Genomic DNA, 16,003 nt, shown 5'->3' on the forward strand with positions numbered 1-16,003 from the left:
GGAGTTCGATGACGGAGTCGAGGAGGTTCATCGTGGGGCGCGGCGCGTACGCGGTGGCACGGGTGGCGGTGTTGGTACGGGCACCCGCCGGGTGGCTGTGGTGGCTGGGGGTGGTCGCGGCCGGCATCGGGCTGCTCTTCCCGGGCGTGACCGGCCGCACGATCGGCGTGCTGGGCGGCGCGGCCCTGTTCCTGGTCGCGCTGGCGGTGACGGCGACGGTACGGCGCAAGCGGTACCTGGCGCTCGCCCGCTCCGCGTCGCGCGCCGGCAAGACCGTCATCCTCCAGGACCGCGCCGTCAGCGTGCGCGTCTGGCGGCGCACCCACCGCTGGCACCTGGCTGCGGCGTTCCTGCTGGCCGTCGCCGCCTCGTTCGCGGCGCCCGCCGCGGGCGGGATGCTGCTGGCCGGCGTCGGTGTCGGGCTGTGGTGGAAGGCGCTGTGGATCGGCCGCTGGGAAGAGGCCAACGAGAGCCTGCTGTGGGTGCGTACGGACGCGCTGCCGGGCCCGTGGGCGGTCGGTGGCCCGTCCCACGCGGCGGTGCCCGGCTACCTGACGACCGGCGTGGTCGCCGGCGACGCCCGACCCGGCGGCGCCAAGCGCGTCGTGGCGAGGGCGGCCCGCTGAACCACCGGCGCTGAACCGGCGTCGCTGACCGGCCGCGCCAGCCCGTACGTCGTGCGCCGACAGCCCGTACGCCCCGCCAGCCCGTACGCCGCGCCCCGACGGCCCGCCTGACCAGCGGGTACGCCATGACCCGACGGTCCGCGAGCCTTTGCCGAACGGTCAGCCACCTCGCCGGATCCGCGGGCTAACGTCCTGGTCAGGGCCGTCCGGACCGGGGCGGTGAGCGGTAGCCGGCCGCGGCCCGCGGGGCGGGCTCGGCGCGACGGGAAGAGCGTGCGGTGCGCGGAGCGCGAGTGGACGACACGACGGAACCGGCGACCGACCCCGGGCGGGAGCCCGGCACGGCCGGGCCCGGGGCGCCCGGCGAGCCGCCGCTGACCGCCGTCGCGCTGGGGCGGGCCGCCGGCCAACTGGCGTGGCGGTCGCGGGTGCTGGGCCGGGTCGGTACGAGCGCGGTCAAGGTGTTGCGGATGAGCGAGCTGCCCCTCGCGGAGGAGCGCCACGAGAGCGCGGAGGCCCTGCTCGTGCTCGACGGCCTCCTCGCCCTGGAGGTGCGGGGCGAGCCGGTGGACGTACGGGCCGGAGAGCTGTTCCTCGTGCCGGCCGGCGCCCCGCACCGGGTGCGCCCCCGGGAGCACGGGAACGCTGCTGGTCGTGGAGGAGGACCCGGCGCCGGGGGAGTAGGGGCGAGCCGGGGAGTAGGGCGGCCCGCCCTCGCCGGAGGTGGGTCGGGGCACCTGTCGGTACGGCCGTGCCGGCCGGGCGCGGGGCCAGGGCGGTGGGCGCACCCGGTCGGGTGCGGTGGGACGCCACCTGCCGGTGGGTGCGCACCGCACAGCGCCGCGAACCGTTGTGTGCGTACCGTCGGCTGTGCGCCTTCCGACGTCCATGCCACCCACACCGCCGCACGCCGCCCGACGCCGTCCACGCCGTCCTGGCCATCCGGTACCGCCCACGCGGGCCCACCGTCCGGCTGCCCCGTGTGAACCGCTCGAACTGCGCGTACGTGGTGGTCGGCCTGATGCTGGAGGCGGGGCCCGTGCGGGCGTGACGGGCGCCGGGCGGGCCTGACGTCCGCCGCGGAGCCCGCCGTACCGCCGGCCACCCGACTGGTGGACCCGGCGCGGACCGGGATGAGGAAGGTGAGCCCATGGCCCGGAACGCGGGGGACGCGCCGGACGGCGAGTCGGCCGACGAGCCCCGGCCGTCGCTGCTGAACCTGCCGCTCAGCGCGGACCTGGACCGCATCGGCGAGCAGATGCACGCCCTGGCCCGCGCGCAGCGCAGCCTCCAGGGCCTGCTCTAGGCGGTCCTCGGCATCACCGGCGAACTGGAGCTGCCGGCGGTGCTGCGCCGGATCGTACGCACCGCGATGGACCTCGTCGGCGCCCGTTACGGGGCCCTGGGCGTGCTGGACGAGGAGGGCACCTTCCTCACCGAGTTCGTCCCCCTCGGCCTGAACTCGCAGGAGTTGGCGGACCTCTCCGGGGTGGAGCTGCCGCGCGGGAGCGGCCTGCTCGGGCATCTGATCCGGCACCCCGAGCCGCTGCGGGTGGAGCACATCGCGGCGCACCCGGAGTCGGCCGGCTTCCCGGCCGGCCACCCGCCGATGCGGACGCTGCTGGGGGTCGCCATCTCCGTGCGCGGGCGCGTGTACGGCAACCTGTACCTGTCGGACCGCGAGGACGGGAAGCCCTTCGACGAGCACGACGAGGGGGTGATCCTGGCCCTGGCCGGTACGGCGGGGGTCGCGATCGAGAACGCCCGCCTGTACCGCCAGGCCCGCAACAGGGCCGAGCAGTTCCAGCGCCTGCTGCTGCCCCGGCTTCCGGACCTGGACCCGTTCCAGGCGTGCGCGGTCTACCGGCCGGCCACCCCGCCCGGGCACCTGGGCGGGGACTGGTACGACGCGGTGAAGCTGCCCGACGGCTCCTGTGTGGCCGTCATCGGCGACGTGGTGGGCCACGACATGCGGGCGGCGGCCGCGATGTCGCAGACCCGCGGCATGTTGCGGGCCCTGTCGTTCGAGGCCGGCACCCCGCCCAGCGCCTCCCTCGAACAGCTCGACCGCATCATGGAGGTGACCGGCGGCGAACTCCTGACCACGGCGTGCGTGGTACGCATCGACCCGGGCCAGCGCGGGTGGACCCTGCACTGGTCCAGCGCGGGCCACCCACCACCCCTCGTCCTGTGGCCCGACGGCACCGCGCGCTACCTGGACGCCGAGCCCGGCACGCCGCTGGGCGTGGACACCACCCTGCCGCGCCCCGGTCACCACGTCGCGCTGCCGGCGAACAGCACCGTCGTCCTCTACACGGACGGGCTCGTCGAGCGCTCGGACGAGTCGCTGGACCGGGGACTGGACTCGCTCGCCGACACCGCCCACCGCCACGCCGGCGCCCCGCTGCGGGAGCTGTGCGCCGCGCTGGCCGACCACCACCCCGGCGACGGCCACGACGACATGGCGGTCCTCGCCCTGCGCACGCCCGCGACGCCGGGGAACGCCCCGTCGGCGGGCCGGGGCTAGGCAGCGCGCCGCCCGCGAAAGTCGGGTGCGCGGGCCCGGGGGCGGCTGCGACGATGCCGCCCGACAGGGCCGGCTCCCGGTGGCCTCGCGCCCGGCGCGGCCGGCTGGCCAGGCGATGCGGGAGGGTTCGTGGCACAGCGTCCGCGCTCCACGGGGTGCCTGATCATCTCGGGCATGCCCGGCTCGGGAAAGTCGACGGTCGCACCGCTGGTGGCCGCCCACCACGAACGCGCGGCCCACATCAGCGGCGACGTCCTGTCGTACATGGTGGTGCGGGGCCGCGTCGGCTTCCTCGGCGAGCCCGCCGATGAGTCCCGGCGCCAGGCGATGCTGTGCGCCCGCAACATGTGCGCGCTGGCCGACAACTTCGCCGAGAACGACGTCTTCCCGGTCATCGAGCACACCATCGCCGACCGCGAGATGCTCGACGCCATGGTGGGCTGGCTGCGGCCCCGTCCCGTGCTGTTCGTGGTGCTGGCGCCGCCGCTCGCGATCTGCCGGGAGCGCGACGCCCGCCGCCCCGAGCGCTCCCGGGTCCACTTCGACTTCGGCCCGCAGTACCGGGAGATGAGCGAGCGCCTTGCCGGCACCGGCTGGTGGCTGGACACCGCGACCCAGACCCCGGGGGAGACGGCCGCCGCGATCGCGAGCCAGGCGCACGAACGGGCCGCGCTCTGACACCACGGGCCGCGCTCTGACGCGGCGGGCCGCGCTCTGGCGGCGGGCCGCGCTCTGACGCGGCGGGCGGGGCACGGATCGGGGCCTGGGCGGGACCGCGGGGCGGCGGCGGATGGTTCGACGCAGCGTGAGGCTTGGGGTAAAGTGGATCACGCAACGCCGCCCCGAGGGGCGGGGGTTGATGCGTCGGTCGTCTAAGGAAAGATACTCGTCTCCAAACGAGGGATGTAGGTGCAAGGCCTGCTCGGCGCTCTTTTCGGAAGCCCTTCTCCAGCTCAGGCTGGGGAGGGCTTCTTCCGTGTGCGCCGGCGCGCACGCGTGCCACCCGGGGCCCGGGAGAGCCCGAGCCGTACGCCGTGACCCGCCGTCAGGAGTCGAGGTCGGTCAGCGCCTCGCTCTGGGCGCCGCCGCTCTCCGCCACGATCTCGCTCACGGTCTGCGGCTCGCGCACGGTGGCGAACCGCACGCCCCCCGCCGACCCCGGGTCCGTGACGAAGCCGTAGACACCCGGCCTGGGCAGGCTGTTGTAGGCGAAGTGGTGGCAGAAGTAGTACGCCCCGGTGTCGAGCAGGGCCGTCAGGTCGCCCGCCTCCAGCAGCGGCAGGGGCCGGTTCTTGGCCACCAGGTCGCCCGCGAAGCAGCACGGGCCCGCCACGTCCTGGGCCACCAGCGGGCCGCGCTTGGGCAGGCCCCGCGGGGTGTAGCCGGCGACGCGGATGGGCCAGGAGCGGGGGGCGAAGACGGTACGGGTGGCCACCTGGGCGCCCGCGTGGGTGATGGCGATGGCGCGGCCCCCGGCCGACTTGGCGTACTCGACGCGCGCCAGCACGGTGCCCGTCTTGGCCAGCAGGGACCGGCCGAACTCGGTGACCAGCGCGTACCGGCCGTCGAGCAGCCCGGGCACGGTCGCGTGCAGCAGCCGGGCGTAGTCGCGGTAGGTCGGGGCGACGGTGTCGGACGCGAAGTTGACCGGCAGCCCGCCGCCCAGGTCGAAGCCGGTGATCTGCTGCCGGCCGGCCGCCTCGTTGATCTCCTCGGCCAACTCGTAGACCTCGCGCACGCCGCCCGCCAGCAACTCCAGCGGACAGCCCTGCGAGCCGACGTGGGCGTGCAGCCGGGTGAGCCAGGGCCGGGCCAACACCGCGTCCACGACCCTGGCCCGCACCTCGGCCGGCGAGCCGCCGCGCGGGCCGTCGTCGCGCAGCGGCACGCCGAACTTGGAGGTCGCCGTGGCCGTGCTCAGCGCGCTGATCGTGCCCCCGCCCACCTGCGGGTTGACGCGCAGCCCGAGCGGTGACGCGGTCGGCGCCGCCGCCACCAGCTCGTCGAGGCGTGCCAACTCCTGAAAGCTGTCGGCGTTGACGGCGATGCCGAGTGCGAGGGCCGTCCGCAGCTCGGCCACGGTCTTGGCGGGCGAGTCGAGCACCATGCGCTCGGGGGCCACGCCCGCCGCCTGGGCCAGGGCGAGTTCGCCGGGGCTGGCCACCTCGCAGCCCAGGCCCGCGTCGGTGAGCAGCCGCAACACCGGTACGAGGTTGGCCGCCTTGACCGCGAACGCGTGCAGCACCGGCGTGCCGGGCGCGGTCACCTCGGCGAACGCGGCCTGGAGCGCCGCGGCCGAGGCGCGGATCGCGGCCACGTCAACGAGCGCGATCACGGGGGCGTCCGGGCCGATCAGGCCCTGTTCGACGGCGGCCCGCACCGCCTGGTCGCGCCGGCGCGCGGCGGCCTCGCCCAGGTCGGCCTCGCCGTTTCCGTTCGGCCCGGCCACCGGGCCCGCCGTCGCTCGGTCCCGTGCGGGCGTGTCCGGGCCCGTCGGCTCCGGTTGCCCGAGCGTCGCGTCGTCCCGTGGCCCCTGGCCCGTCTCGATTGAGGTCATGGCAGCACTCCACCACTCGGGCCGGGCGCTGCCCAGTACGCGTGGCCGACCGGCGCCCGGCGGCTACGCCAGCCACGCCACTCGGCGTAGCGGAACCACCACGCGCGTCGAGGCGCCGACGGCCGTGGCGGGGGGCCTCGTTCCGCACGCCGGGGCCGGCCCGCCACGCACCGCTCGGGCCGGCCGTCGCGGCGCTGGCTACAGTGGCGCCGGCCGTCAGCCGCCGAGAGCCGAGGAGGAACCGCCATGGGGGAGCCGGACGGGGAGCTGGTCGGAGAGCCGGACGGGGAGCCGGTCGACGGGCGCGGCGCGACGGGCGCCGGGGGAGCGGCGGGCCGGCGGGCTCCGGCGGACCGGCCCGTGAGCCGGAACCAGGGCCCGGGCGGCGCGCCGCCCGAGCGGCGGGGCGGCGGCGAGGCCAGGGAAGCGCAGCGGGCCGGGCACATGCTCGGGGTCAACGTGCGCGCGCTGCGCGGGGAGCGCGGCCTGTCGCTGTCGGAGGTCGCGCGCCGGTCCGGCGTCGCCAAGAGCGCGCTGTCCCAGTTGGAGAGCGGACTCGGCAACCCCACCATCCAGACGGTGTTCTCTCTGGCGAACGCTCTCCAGGTCCCGGTGTCCGATCTGCTCGCCGAGCCGGCGCCGCCCGACGTGCTGCTGGTCCGCTCGGCCGGCCTCGAGGTGCTGCGCAGCCGGGCCGTCGACCTGCGCATGCTGCGCCGGATCGAGCCGCGCGGCGGGGTGCTCGAACTGTACGACCAGCGGGTTCGGCCGGGGGCCAGGCAGCACTCCAACGGCCACCCGGGGGTGGAACACGTGGTGGTGACGCAGGGTGTCCTGCGCGTCGGCCCGCCGGCGGACCCGTACGAACTCGGCCCGGGCGACTACGTCCGCCTGCCCGGCTCCCAGCCGCACGTCTACGAGACGGCGGGCCCGGAGCCGGTGCTGTCCGTGTTGCTCATCGAGTATCCGGCCGGCACCGGTATTGACCGCCCCGCCAGGCCGCACTAGCGTCACCAACGTTCTTTCTGGAGAACGGTGGTGCGCTGCATGCACGGTTCACGGACGTACGGACAACATCCCGACGCGGTCGTCGTCGGCAGCGGCATCATCGGCGCGGCCTGCGCCGAGGCGCTGACCCGGCGCGGCGTGCGGGTGCTGGTGCTCGACCGGGGGCCCGTCGCCTCGGCCACCACCGCGAGCGGCGAGGGCAACCTCCTGGTCTCCGACAAGCCGCCCGGCCCCGAACTGGAGCTCGCGCTCGCCTCGTTACGCCGCTGGCCCGCGCTCCTCGCCGAGCTGCGGGAGGAGATCGGGCCGCGCCGCGCGGCGTGCGAGTACGAGCGCAAGGGCGGTCTCGTCGTCGCGATCGGCGCGGCGCAGTCGGCCGCCCTGCACACCTTCGCCGAGGCCCAGCGCGCCGTCGGCGTCGAGGCCCACGCGCTCGCTCCCGACGAGGTCGCCGCGTACGAGCCACACCTGACGCCACGGGCCACCACCGTCCTGCGCTACCCGCAGGACGCCCAGCTCCAGCCGGTGTTGGCGGCGACGGCGCTGCTCGCCGCGGTGCGGGCGCGGGGCGGCGAGGTACGCGGCGGCGTCGCCGCGCTCGGCGTGCGGCGCGACCGGCACGGCCGGGTGCGCGCGGTGCGCACCGCGCGCGGGGACGTGCCGTGCGGCGCGGTCGTCAACGCCTGCGGCCCGTGGGCGGGTTCGTTCGCCGACGCGGCCGGGGCCCCGCTGCCGGTGGCGCCGCGCCGTGGCCTGGTCCTGGTCACCGCCCCGCTGCCGGCCGGCACCGTGCGGCACAAGGTCTACGCCGCCGACTACGTCGGCGCGGTCGGTGCCGCCGACGCCGACCTGCGGGTCTCCACCGTCGTGGAGGCCACGCGGGCGGGCACCGTGCTCATCGGCTCCAGCCGGCAGCGGGTGGGCTTCGACCCGGCGATCCCCGTCGCGGTGCTGCGCGCGCTGGCCCGCGGCGCCACCACGCTGTTCCCGCCGCTCGCCGCGGTGCCGGTGCTGCGCGCCTACGGCGGCTTCCGCCCGTACACCCCCGACCACCTCCCCGTCATCGGCCCCGATCCGCGCCGGGCCGGCCTGTGGCACGCCACGGGCCACGAGGGCGCGGGCATCGGCCTCGCCGCCGCCACCGGCGACCTGCTCGCCGAACTCCTCACGGGCGAGCCGCCCCACCTGGACCCGGCCCCGTTCCGGGTGGACCGCCCGGGGCTGCGCGGCGCGCCGGAGGCGGCGGGAGACGTACCGGCGGCGGAAGCGGCGACGGTACGGCCGGGGTCCGGGGCGGTCGGGGCGGGGACGGATGCGGCCGGGGCGGCGGGGCACGAGGCGCGGGTGGCGGCGGGCGGGGGCGTGTCGCTCACCGTGGACGGTGTCGCGCGGCGCGCCCGCCCCGGGCAGACGGTGGCCGCGGTCCTGTTGGAGGCGGGGCGGGCCGCGTGGCGCACCACCCGTGGCGGCGGTCGGCCACGCGGCGTCTTCTGCGGCATCGGGGTGTGCCACGACTGCCTCGTGGTCGTGAACGGGCTGCCCGACGTGCGGGCCTGCCTGCGGGAGGTCGCGGCGGGCGACGTGGTGGAGACGCAGCGCGGCGCCGTACTGCCGGGGTCCGCGACGGACCGGGCATGACGGACGGGCGGCGGATCGTCGTCATCGGCGCCGGGCCGGCCGGGCTGCACGCGGCCCTGGCCGCCGCGCGCGCGGGCGCGCGGGTCACCCTCGTGGACAACGGCGCGCGCGTCGGCGGCCAGTACCACCGCCACGCGCCGCCCGCCGACGCGCCGAATCCCGGCCACGCCCAGGCCGGCCCCCACCTCGCGCCGCCCGCAGGCGGGCCCGCACCCGGCCGCGCCCCGGAGGGCCAGCGCCTGGCGCGGGCCGTCGCCGCGCACCCCGCCATCGACCACCTGCCGCACACCACCGCCTGGTCGATCGAGCCGGCCCGGGGCGCTAGGGGCGGCGCGCCGGCGCCGCACCTCGTACACGTCCTCACCGGGCCGGCCGACGGGTTCCGTACGCCGCGCGCGCTCGCCGCCGACGCGCTGGTGCTCTGCCCGGGCGCGTTCGACCGGTCGCTGCCCTTCCCCGGCTGGGACCTGCCCGGCGTGGTCACGGCCGGCGGCGCCCAGGCGTTGGCCAAGGGGCAGCGGCTCGCCGTGGGGCGGCGGGTGATCGTGGCCGGCACCGGCCCGTTCCTGCTGCCGGTGGCGGCGGCGCTGCTCGGCGCCGGCGCCCGGGTGCTCGGGGTCTGGGAGGCCGGCTCGCCCGCCGGCTGGCTGCGCTCCCCGCTCGCCGCGCTCCGCGACGGACGCGGCAAGCTGCCCGAACTCGCCGCATACGCCGCCACGTTGGCCCGACACCGCGTCCCGTACCGCACCCGGCGCGCGGTCGTCGCGGCGCACGGCGAGGACCGGCTGCGCGCCGTGACCACCGCCCGGCTCGCGCCGGACTGGACGGTGCGGCCCGGGAGCGAGCGCCGTGTCGAAGGCGTGGACGCGCTCTGCGTGGGCTACGGGTTCAGCCCACAGCTCGAACTCGCGCTCGCGGCGGGCTGCGCGCTCGAAGACGGCCCCGACGGCACGCCGCGCGTCGCGCTGCGTGCGGGGCAGCGCACGTCGGTGCCCGGCGTGTACGCGGCCGGCGAGCTGACCGGCGTTGGTGGCGCTGAACTAGCGGCGTACGAGGGAGAGTTGGCGGGTGTGCTGGCCGCCGCCGCGCTCGGCCACCGCGCGGCCGACCCGGCCCGCGTCGCCTGGTTGCGCCGCCGGGTCCGCTCGGGCCGCCGCTTCGCCGCCGCGCTCGCCCTGGCCCACCCGGTCCGGCCGGGCTGGCGCACCTGGCTGCGGGACGACACCCTCGTCTGCCGCTGCGAGGAGGTGTCGTACGACGCGCTGCGCGCGGCCGTCACCGAGCGGCACGTCGACGGCACGCGCGCGCTCAAGCTCGCCTGCCGCGCCGGCCTCGGCGCCTGCCAGGGCCGCACCTGCGGACGCGCCGTCACGGATCTGGCGGCGGGCCTCATGCCGGACGCGCCGGCGCCGGTTGCTCCGGCCCCGGGTGCGCCGACCCCGCGCGGGCGTCGGCCCCTCGGCCATGCCGACCGGTACGCCATCGACGCCCGCCCCGTCGCCCAGCCGATCCGCCTCGGCGACCTCGCCGGGCTCCCGGTCGTCTCCCCGATACTCGCCGACCCCCCGAACCCCACCGACCTCACCCAGTCCCCGCTCACCTCCCCGCCCCCGGACGAACTGGCGCCCCCGCACCACCGCGACCCCCAGCCCCCGGACGCGTAACGGAGACCCCATGAGCACCAAGCCGCCCACCGACCTTCCGCAGCCCACCACCGCCGCGCCGTCGGCCACGCCGGGCGCCCGCTCGAAGCCGCACGCGCGCGCCCTCACCGGCGTCGTGGTCGCCACCGCGCTCCCGTACGCCGACGACCCCGCCGCCCCCGCCGGGCTACGGCCCGACCTCGACCGGTACGCCGAACACTGCCGCTGGCTGGTGGACAACGGCTGTCACGGGGTCGGCCCGAACGGCTCGCTGGGCGAGTACTCCTCGCTCACCGACGCCGAGCGGCGCGCGGTCGCCCGCGCGGCCGTCGCGGCCGTCGGCCGGGACGCGCTGGTGGTGGTCGGGGTGCACGGCGTCGGCGCGCACCAGGCCAGGCGCTGGGCGGAGCACGCCGCCGAGGACGGCGCCGACGGGGTGCTGTGCCTGCCGCCGACGCTCTACCGCGCCAACACCGCCGAGGTCGTCCACCACTTCGAGCAGGTGGCGGCGGTCGGGCTGCCGGTCATGGTCTACAACAACCCGCTCGACACCAAGGTCGACCTCACCCCGGAGGTGATCGGGGAACTCGCCGCCATCGACAACGTCGTCGCGATCAAGGAGTTCTCCGGCGACGTGCGGCGCGTACGGCACATCAAGGAGTGCGCCCCGGACCTCGCCATGATCGCCGGCGCCGACGACCTCGTGCTGGAGTCGTTGCTGATGGGCGCCGAGGGCTGGTTCGCCGGCTTCCCGAACGTCTTCCCCGCCGCGTCGGTACGCCTCTTCGACCTGGCCCGCGCGGGCCGGCTCGCGGAGGCGCGGGCGCTGTACGAACCGCTGGTGGCGGCCTTCCGTTGGGACTCGCGCACCGAGTTCGTCCAGGCCGTCAAGCGGGCGATGGACCTGGTCGGCCGGTACGGCGGCCCGTCCAGGCCGCCGCGCGGGCCGCTGTCAGGGGAGCAACTCGCCGCGCTGGACGCGGACGTACGGCGCGCCGTCGACGCGCTGGCGGCGGTGGACGACGCGGCCGCCCCCCAACCCGGCGAGGCCGCGTCGGCCGGGCCGCGGCAGCCCGTCGCGCCGGCGGTCGGCGCTCCCGTGGCCGAGGCCCGCTGATGCGCGCCGCGCGCTGCCTGAGCGCCGTCGACTCGCACACCGAGGGCATGCCGACCCGCGTCATCACCGGCGGCATCGGCCCGGTGCCGGGCCAGACGATGGCCGAGCGGCGGCGCTACTTCGTAGAACACCTCGACGCGGTACGGCGGTTCCTGGTCAACGAGCCGCGCGGGCACCCCGCCATGAGCGGCGCCATCCTCCAGCCCCCGACCCGACCGGACGCCGACTGGGGCGTCCTGTTCATCGAGGTCTCCGGCTGCCTGCCGATGTGCGGCCACGGCACCATCGGGGTGGCCACGGTGCTGGTCGAGACGGGCATGGTCGAGGTCACCGAACCGGTCACGACGGTACGCCTGGACACCCCGGCCGGCCTGGTCGAGGCCCGGGTGGAGGTGAGCGGTGGCCGCGCCGAGCGGGTCACGCTGCACAACGTGGCCTCGTACGCGCACGAGCTGGACGCCGCCGTGGAGGTCCCCGGCATCGGGAGGGTCCGCTACGACATGGCGTACGGCGGCAACTTCTACGCCATCACCCCGCTGAGCCGGCTCGGCATCCCCTTCGACCGGCGGCACAAGGACGAGATCCTCGCCGCCGGCATGGCGATCATGGCGGCGGTCAACGAGCAGCGGCGGCCCGAGCACCCCACCGACCCCGGCATCGCCGGCTGCCGCCACGTGCAGTTCACGGCCCCGGGAACGCCGGGTGCCGGCGCGGCGGAGGCCGGGGGCGGGAGCGGGGGCGGGGTGGCCGGGTCGGTCGGGGACGGTACGGCCGTGGCCGGGGGAGTCGAGGGGGCGGGGCCGGGCGCGGGCGGTAGCCACGCCCGGAACGCGATGGTGATCCACCCCGGCTGGTTCGACCGCTCGCCGTGCGGCACCGGCACCTGCGCGCGGATGGCCCAGCTCCACGCTCGCGGCGAACTTCCCCTACACGAGGACTTCGTCAACGAGTCCTTCATCGGCACCCACTTCACGGGCCGCCTCGTCGCCGCCGACCGCGTCGGCGACCGCGCCGCGGTCCGCCCCGCCCTCACCGGCCGGGCCTGGATCACCGGCATGGGGCAGTACCTCCTCGACCCGACCGACCCCTTCCCGGCCGGCTTCGTGCTGTAGGGGCGGCTGGGGGCGCCCTGGGGGCGGCCGGCCTCGCGCTGGGGGCGCGGGCGCCCGCCCTCAGCGCGCCCCAGCGCGCCTCAGTGCCCGCCTGCCGACTCGCCCCCCGCCGCGCTCGTAAGGTGCCCATCCTGGTCACTGTCGCCGTCGCCGTCGCTCTCGCCGTCGTCCCGCCATGGCCGGGCCAGCGCGACCAGCGCCAGCGCCGAGAGCAGGACGCAGGCCAACACGACAACGGCCATCGACAGGGCGGTCGTGTGCCCCAGCGCGCCGGGCAGTGGCGCCGCCGCCGCGCCGAGCACGAACTGGGCGCCGCCGAGCAGGCCGGACGCGGCCCCGGGGGCGTCGCCGCCGAGCGCGAGGACGAGGGTCGTCGAGGCGGGCAGCACGAGGCCGAACCCGAAGGTCAGGCCGAACAGGCAGGCCCAGGTGGCGCCGAACGCGCCGCCTCCCGCGACGAGTCCCGTGGCGAGCAGCGCCACCAACGTGAGCGCGCAGAGCACGGTGGTGGCCACGCCGCCGAGCAGCAGGGCGCCCAGGCGCACCCGTCCGGCCAGCGCCCCGAACAGCACCCCGGCCAGCACGGTGCCCACGGCGTTGGTGGCGAAGACGAGGCCGTACGCCGTGGGCGACAGGCCGTAGCCGTCCTGGAAGACGAAGGGCGAGCCGGTGATGTAGGCGAAGAGCGCGCCGAGCGCGCAGCCGATGACGAGCAGGTGGCCGACCAGCGCCCGCCGCCGCACCAGCGGGCCCATCGCGGCCAGCACCGACCGCGCGCCGCCGCGCCGGCGCCGCTCGACCGGCAGCGACTCGGGCACCCACGCCCAGACCGCGGCCACCAGCAGCAGCCCGGCCCCGGCGAGGGCGACGAACACCAGCCGCCACGACCCGACGCCGAGGAGCAGTCCGCCGGCGACCGGGGCCAGCACCGGCGCGGCCATTCCGACCACGCTCAGCGTGGAGAGTTGGCGGGCCGCCCGGGCGCCGGTGTACCGGTCGCTGATCACCGCCCGGCCGATGACCAGGCCCGCGCCGCCGGCCACGCCCTGGAGCAGCCGGGCCACCTCGAACACGGCGATCGACGGCGCGAGCGCGCAGACCAGGGACAGGCCGGCGAACGCGCCGGACCCCGCGAGCAGCAGCCGGCGCCGCCCCAGCGCGTCGCTGACCGGGCCCAGCACGACCTGCCCGACGGCGAGCCCGATCAGACAGGCCGTCAGGGAGAGTTGGACGGCCGTCCCCGAGGTGCCGAACGAGGCGACGATCTCCGGGAAGCCGGGCGCGTACATGTCGGTGGCGAACGGCGATATCGCCGACAACCCACCCAACACGATCACCAACCGCACCGTCCCGGTCGCTTGCGAAGCGGAGCCGGCTCGCTCGGTCATCGCCGCTCACCCGGGGGCGAGGGCCGCCGGGGCGAGACGCCGGCGGGTTCCCGGCGGCGCCGGCTGGCTGGGTGCCGGCCGACTGGGCGGCGGCCGGCGGGGGCGTACGGAGGGGACATCGGGCGCCTTCCTCGTGTGGGTGCGACGGCCGGTGCGACCGCCGCCGGTCACAGCCTCGGCGCCGGAAGCGGACGGTGGTGTGGAGCGCGGGTCCGGAGGGTGTGGAGGGCGGTGCGCGGTGTGTCCCGGCCGACGGGCAGGCAGGCGGGCAGGCCGGTGGGCGGACAGCCAGGCCGGGCGGGCGGCCAGGCCAGGCGGGGGGCAGGCCAGGCAGGCGGTCAGGCCGTGGGCGGTCAGGTGTGCGCGCGGCGGAAGCGGGCCGGCGTGGTGCCCCGGTCGCGACGGAAGGCGTAGCCGAAGTTGCTGGGCGAGGCGTAGCCGACCTCGTGCCCGACGCGGGAGACCGGCCAGTCGGTCTCGACGAGCAGCGCCGCGGCCCGGTCGAGGCAGCGCCGCCGGTGGTACGCCCACACCGAGTCCCCGTACAGCGCGCGGAAGCCCGTGGTCAGGCGTCGGACGGACATGGACGACGCGCGGGCCAACTCGGCCAGGGTCGGCGGGGCGTGGCGGCGTTGCCAGAGCAGTTCGGGGACCCGGCGCAGGGCGGCCACCTCGTGCGCGGCCAGCGCGGGGCCCGGCGCGCCGCTGGCCGGCGGGTCGGCGGCGAGCCCGTCGAGCAGCGCGGCGAGCGCCGCCACCAGCCGCGACTCCAGGTACAGCAGGCGCCCGGGGGAGGCGCGCCGGTGCGCGTACATCTCCGCCAGCGGCTGCGCCACCGGGCGCAGCGCGGCGGACCGGCCGAGGTACCGCTCGCGCGCGACGTGCTCGGGACCGATGGCGGGCAGCTCCCGCGCGCCGAGACCCCCGAGGTAGGTGTCCAGGCCGGCCCAGCTCCCGGTGACCGACACGGCCCGGTACCGCTCGCCGGCGCCGTGCGCGACGACGCCGCCGGTGGCGCGACGCGGGCTGAGCGCCACCGAGCCGGCGTGCAACTCGTCCGCGCCGGCGCCGTCCTCGCTGACCCGCAGCCGCCCCTCGACGCAGTGCTCCAGCTCGAAGTGGTCGCCCGGGAACCGGTAGTCGATCCGGTGCCCGGCGGCGAACGCGACGTCGTAGCGGACGACGTGGAACCCGCTGCGCAGCGGCGTCACCTCGATCGTCCCGTCGCCGACCTCGGGCCGCAGGAGGTGTCGTACGGTGCCGTCGCCGCGCGCGTCGGCCCGCGCGATCGAGGCGTAGTACGCGGCGGACGTCGCCTCCCACGCGGCGGAGCCGGCCGCGCCGGCGAGCTGGTGAACCCGGGTCACACGTCCGCAGGTTAGCCGCCGTGGCAAGGAGCGCGCGCTGCTCCCCTGGACGAGGAGCGAACTGTCGTGCGCCCGCCCGCCCCCCCGTCCGGGCCCTTGCCCCCTACAGCCTGAGTAGCCCGCACGGCCCGAGGGCACCCATACGCACCGTAAGGGAGCTGTTGCCGAGCGTGCGGGAAGGCGTGACGTGGGAAGCAAGCAGTACGACGAGACGGCCGATGTCTACGACGACACCTTGAACGTCCTCACCTATGCGCGACACGCGGAGGAACCCACCTTCCGCGCGGTGATGGGGGACGTGCGCGGCCTGGACGTGCTGGACCTGGGGGCGGGGACGGGGATCTGGACCCGCCGGATCAAGCGGGCGGGCGCGGGCCGGGTGGAGGGCCTGGAGATCTCGGCGTCCATGGTGGAGACGGCCCGCGAACGCGAGCGGGCCGAACGGCTGGGCATCACGTACCACGTCGGCGACGTCGCCCGTGGACACGAGGCCATCGAGGCGGCCGCCTTCGACGTGGTGACCGGCGTCAACGTCCTGCACTACAGCGCCAGCCGGGACGAGTTGGTGGCCATGTGCCGCACCGCGAGTCGGGCGCTGCGGCCGGGCGGGCGCCTGGTGGCCAACTGCGCCAACTACGACATGCCCGCCGACCCCGACTACTACGGCCCGTTCGGCATCACCGCCGACGTGCCCCAGCCCCGCGCCGAGGGCGCGACGGTGCGCGCGCACACCACGATGGGCGGGCGCCCGGTCGACATCGAGTTCCACTTGTGGCTGTCCGGCACCTACGAGTCGGCCCTGCGTGAGGCCGGGTTCGGCCAGGTGCGCTGGCACCCGTGGCGGATCTCGCCGGAGGGGATCGCCCAGTACGGCCAGGACTACTGGCGGCGCTACACCGAGCACCCGCCCACGCTGGTCCTGGAGGCGGTGAGGTGAGGCCGCCCGCCCGCTGACCGTCGCGAACCGGCCCGACCCAATCGGCGGCCCGACCCGACAGGTGGCCCGACCCGCCAGGCGGC

Annotated in this window: 14 protein-coding genes and 1 tRNA gene; 12 read left to right on the forward strand and 3 right to left on the reverse strand. The window is 76.9% G+C overall.

Features of this window, described 5'->3' with window-relative positions; translation table 11 throughout:
* Positions 1 to 8: 8 nt before the first annotated feature.
* The 6 genes from OYE22_RS21205 to OYE22_RS21225 all read left to right on the forward strand — a co-directional run bounded on the left by OYE22_RS21205 (position 9) and on the right by OYE22_RS21225 (position 4,083).
* Positions 9 to 626, forward strand: coding sequence for a hypothetical protein (locus OYE22_RS21205; protein WP_277321887.1), 618 nt, complete (start codon positions 9 to 11; stop codon positions 624 to 626).
* A 293-nt stretch (positions 627 to 919) separates the two neighbouring features.
* The gene (locus OYE22_RS33460; protein WP_348652233.1) at positions 920 to 1,612 is read left to right on the forward strand and encodes a cupin domain-containing protein; all 693 of its coding nucleotides are present in this window, start codon (positions 920 to 922) and stop codon (positions 1,610 to 1,612) included.
* Positions 1,613 to 1,776: 164 nt separating this feature from the next.
* Positions 1,777 to 1,932, forward strand: a complete 156-nt coding sequence (locus OYE22_RS33465) for a hypothetical protein (protein ID WP_348652234.1) — start codon at positions 1,777 to 1,779, stop codon at positions 1,930 to 1,932.
* A 12-nt stretch (positions 1,933 to 1,944) separates the two neighbouring features.
* Positions 1,945 to 3,153, forward strand: coding sequence for a GAF domain-containing SpoIIE family protein phosphatase (locus OYE22_RS21215; RefSeq protein WP_348652275.1), 1,209 nt, complete (start codon positions 1,945 to 1,947; stop codon positions 3,151 to 3,153).
* 129 nt (positions 3,154 to 3,282) lie between these two features.
* On the forward strand, positions 3,283 to 3,831 hold the full coding sequence (locus tag OYE22_RS21220; RefSeq protein ID WP_277321888.1) for an AAA family ATPase: 549 nt from the start codon (positions 3,283 to 3,285) through the stop codon (positions 3,829 to 3,831).
* 183 nt (positions 3,832 to 4,014) lie between these two features.
* Positions 4,015 to 4,083: transfer RNA gene (locus tag OYE22_RS21225), tRNA-OTHER, on the forward strand.
* A gap of 115 nt (positions 4,084 to 4,198) precedes the next feature.
* Here OYE22_RS21225 and OYE22_RS21230 read toward each other — a convergent pair.
* The gene (locus OYE22_RS21230; RefSeq protein WP_277321889.1) at positions 4,199 to 5,710 is read right to left on the reverse strand and encodes a diaminopimelate decarboxylase; all 1,512 of its coding nucleotides are present in this window, start codon (positions 5,708 to 5,710) and stop codon (positions 4,199 to 4,201) included.
* A 246-nt stretch (positions 5,711 to 5,956) separates the two neighbouring features.
* On the opposite strand from OYE22_RS21230, the gene OYE22_RS21235 reads away from it, so the two are divergent.
* From OYE22_RS21235 to OYE22_RS21260, 5 genes are read left to right on the forward strand one after another with little or no spacing between them, the layout of a single operon-like run.
* Entirely contained in the window at positions 5,957 to 6,718 is a 762-nt protein-coding gene (locus OYE22_RS21235; RefSeq protein WP_277321890.1) for a helix-turn-helix domain-containing protein, read from the forward strand.
* Between the two features lie 39 nt (positions 6,719 to 6,757).
* Positions 6,758 to 8,356, forward strand: coding sequence for an FAD-dependent oxidoreductase (locus OYE22_RS21240; RefSeq protein ID WP_348652235.1), 1,599 nt, complete (start codon positions 6,758 to 6,760; stop codon positions 8,354 to 8,356).
* Positions 8,353 to 10,020, forward strand: coding sequence for an FAD-dependent oxidoreductase (locus OYE22_RS21250; protein ID WP_277321891.1), 1,668 nt, complete (start codon positions 8,353 to 8,355; stop codon positions 10,018 to 10,020). Before OYE22_RS21240 ends, OYE22_RS21250 begins: the two co-directional genes overlap by 4 nt.
* Before the next feature lie 10 nt (positions 10,021 to 10,030).
* Positions 10,031 to 11,116 carry a dihydrodipicolinate synthase family protein gene (locus OYE22_RS21255; protein WP_277321892.1) on the forward strand — a complete coding sequence of 362 codons (1,086 nt, stop codon included), beginning with the start codon at positions 10,031 to 10,033 and terminating at the stop codon, positions 11,114 to 11,116.
* Positions 11,116 to 12,228: a proline racemase family protein gene (locus tag OYE22_RS21260; RefSeq protein WP_277321893.1), complete on the forward strand. Its 1,113-nt coding sequence runs from the start codon at positions 11,116 to 11,118 to the stop codon at positions 12,226 to 12,228. Before OYE22_RS21255 ends, OYE22_RS21260 begins: the two co-directional genes overlap by 1 nt.
* Positions 12,229 to 12,308: 80 nt before the next feature.
* On the opposite strand, the gene OYE22_RS21265 is transcribed toward OYE22_RS21260, so the two are convergent.
* Both OYE22_RS21265 and OYE22_RS21270 read right to left on the reverse strand, forming a co-directional pair.
* On the reverse strand, positions 12,309 to 13,616 hold the full coding sequence (locus OYE22_RS21265; RefSeq protein ID WP_277321894.1) for a multidrug effflux MFS transporter: 1,308 nt from the start codon (positions 13,614 to 13,616) through the stop codon (positions 12,309 to 12,311).
* 353 nt (positions 13,617 to 13,969) lie between these two features.
* Positions 13,970 to 14,983, reverse strand: coding sequence for an AraC family transcriptional regulator (locus OYE22_RS21270; protein ID WP_277321895.1), 1,014 nt, complete (start codon positions 14,981 to 14,983; stop codon positions 13,970 to 13,972).
* A gap of 187 nt (positions 14,984 to 15,170) precedes the next feature.
* On the opposite strand from OYE22_RS21270, the gene OYE22_RS21275 reads away from it, so the two are divergent.
* Positions 15,171 to 15,920, forward strand: coding sequence for a class I SAM-dependent methyltransferase (locus tag OYE22_RS21275; RefSeq protein WP_277321896.1), 750 nt, complete (start codon positions 15,171 to 15,173; stop codon positions 15,918 to 15,920).
* Positions 15,921 to 16,003 lie beyond the last annotated feature (83 nt).

The organism is Streptomyces sp. 71268 (genome assembly GCF_029392895.1).
Classification (GTDB): Bacteria; Actinomycetota; Actinomycetes; order Streptomycetales; family Streptomycetaceae; genus Streptomyces.

Coding starts and splice junctions, on each gene's coding strand:
- OYE22_RS21255 (WP_277321892.1), top strand. CDS start 10,031: ATGAGCACCAAGCCGCCCACCGACCTTCCGCAGCCCACCACCGCCGCG.
- OYE22_RS21230 (WP_277321889.1), bottom strand. CDS start 5,710: ATGACCTCAATCGAGACGGGCCAGGGGCCACGGGACGACGCGACGCTC.
- OYE22_RS21265 (WP_277321894.1), bottom strand. CDS start 13,616: ATGACCGAGCGAGCCGGCTCCGCTTCGCAAGCGACCGGGACGGTGCGG.
- OYE22_RS21250 (WP_277321891.1), top strand. CDS start 8,353: ATGACGGACGGGCGGCGGATCGTCGTCATCGGCGCCGGGCCGGCCGGG.
- OYE22_RS33465 (WP_348652234.1), top strand. CDS start 1,777: ATGGCCCGGAACGCGGGGGACGCGCCGGACGGCGAGTCGGCCGACGAG.
- OYE22_RS21205 (WP_277321887.1), top strand. CDS start 9: ATGACGGAGTCGAGGAGGTTCATCGTGGGGCGCGGCGCGTACGCGGTG.
- OYE22_RS21240 (WP_348652235.1), top strand. CDS start 6,758: ATGCACGGTTCACGGACGTACGGACAACATCCCGACGCGGTCGTCGTC.
- OYE22_RS21260 (WP_277321893.1), top strand. CDS start 11,116: ATGCGCGCCGCGCGCTGCCTGAGCGCCGTCGACTCGCACACCGAGGGC.
- OYE22_RS21235 (WP_277321890.1), top strand. CDS start 5,957: ATGGGGGAGCCGGACGGGGAGCTGGTCGGAGAGCCGGACGGGGAGCCG.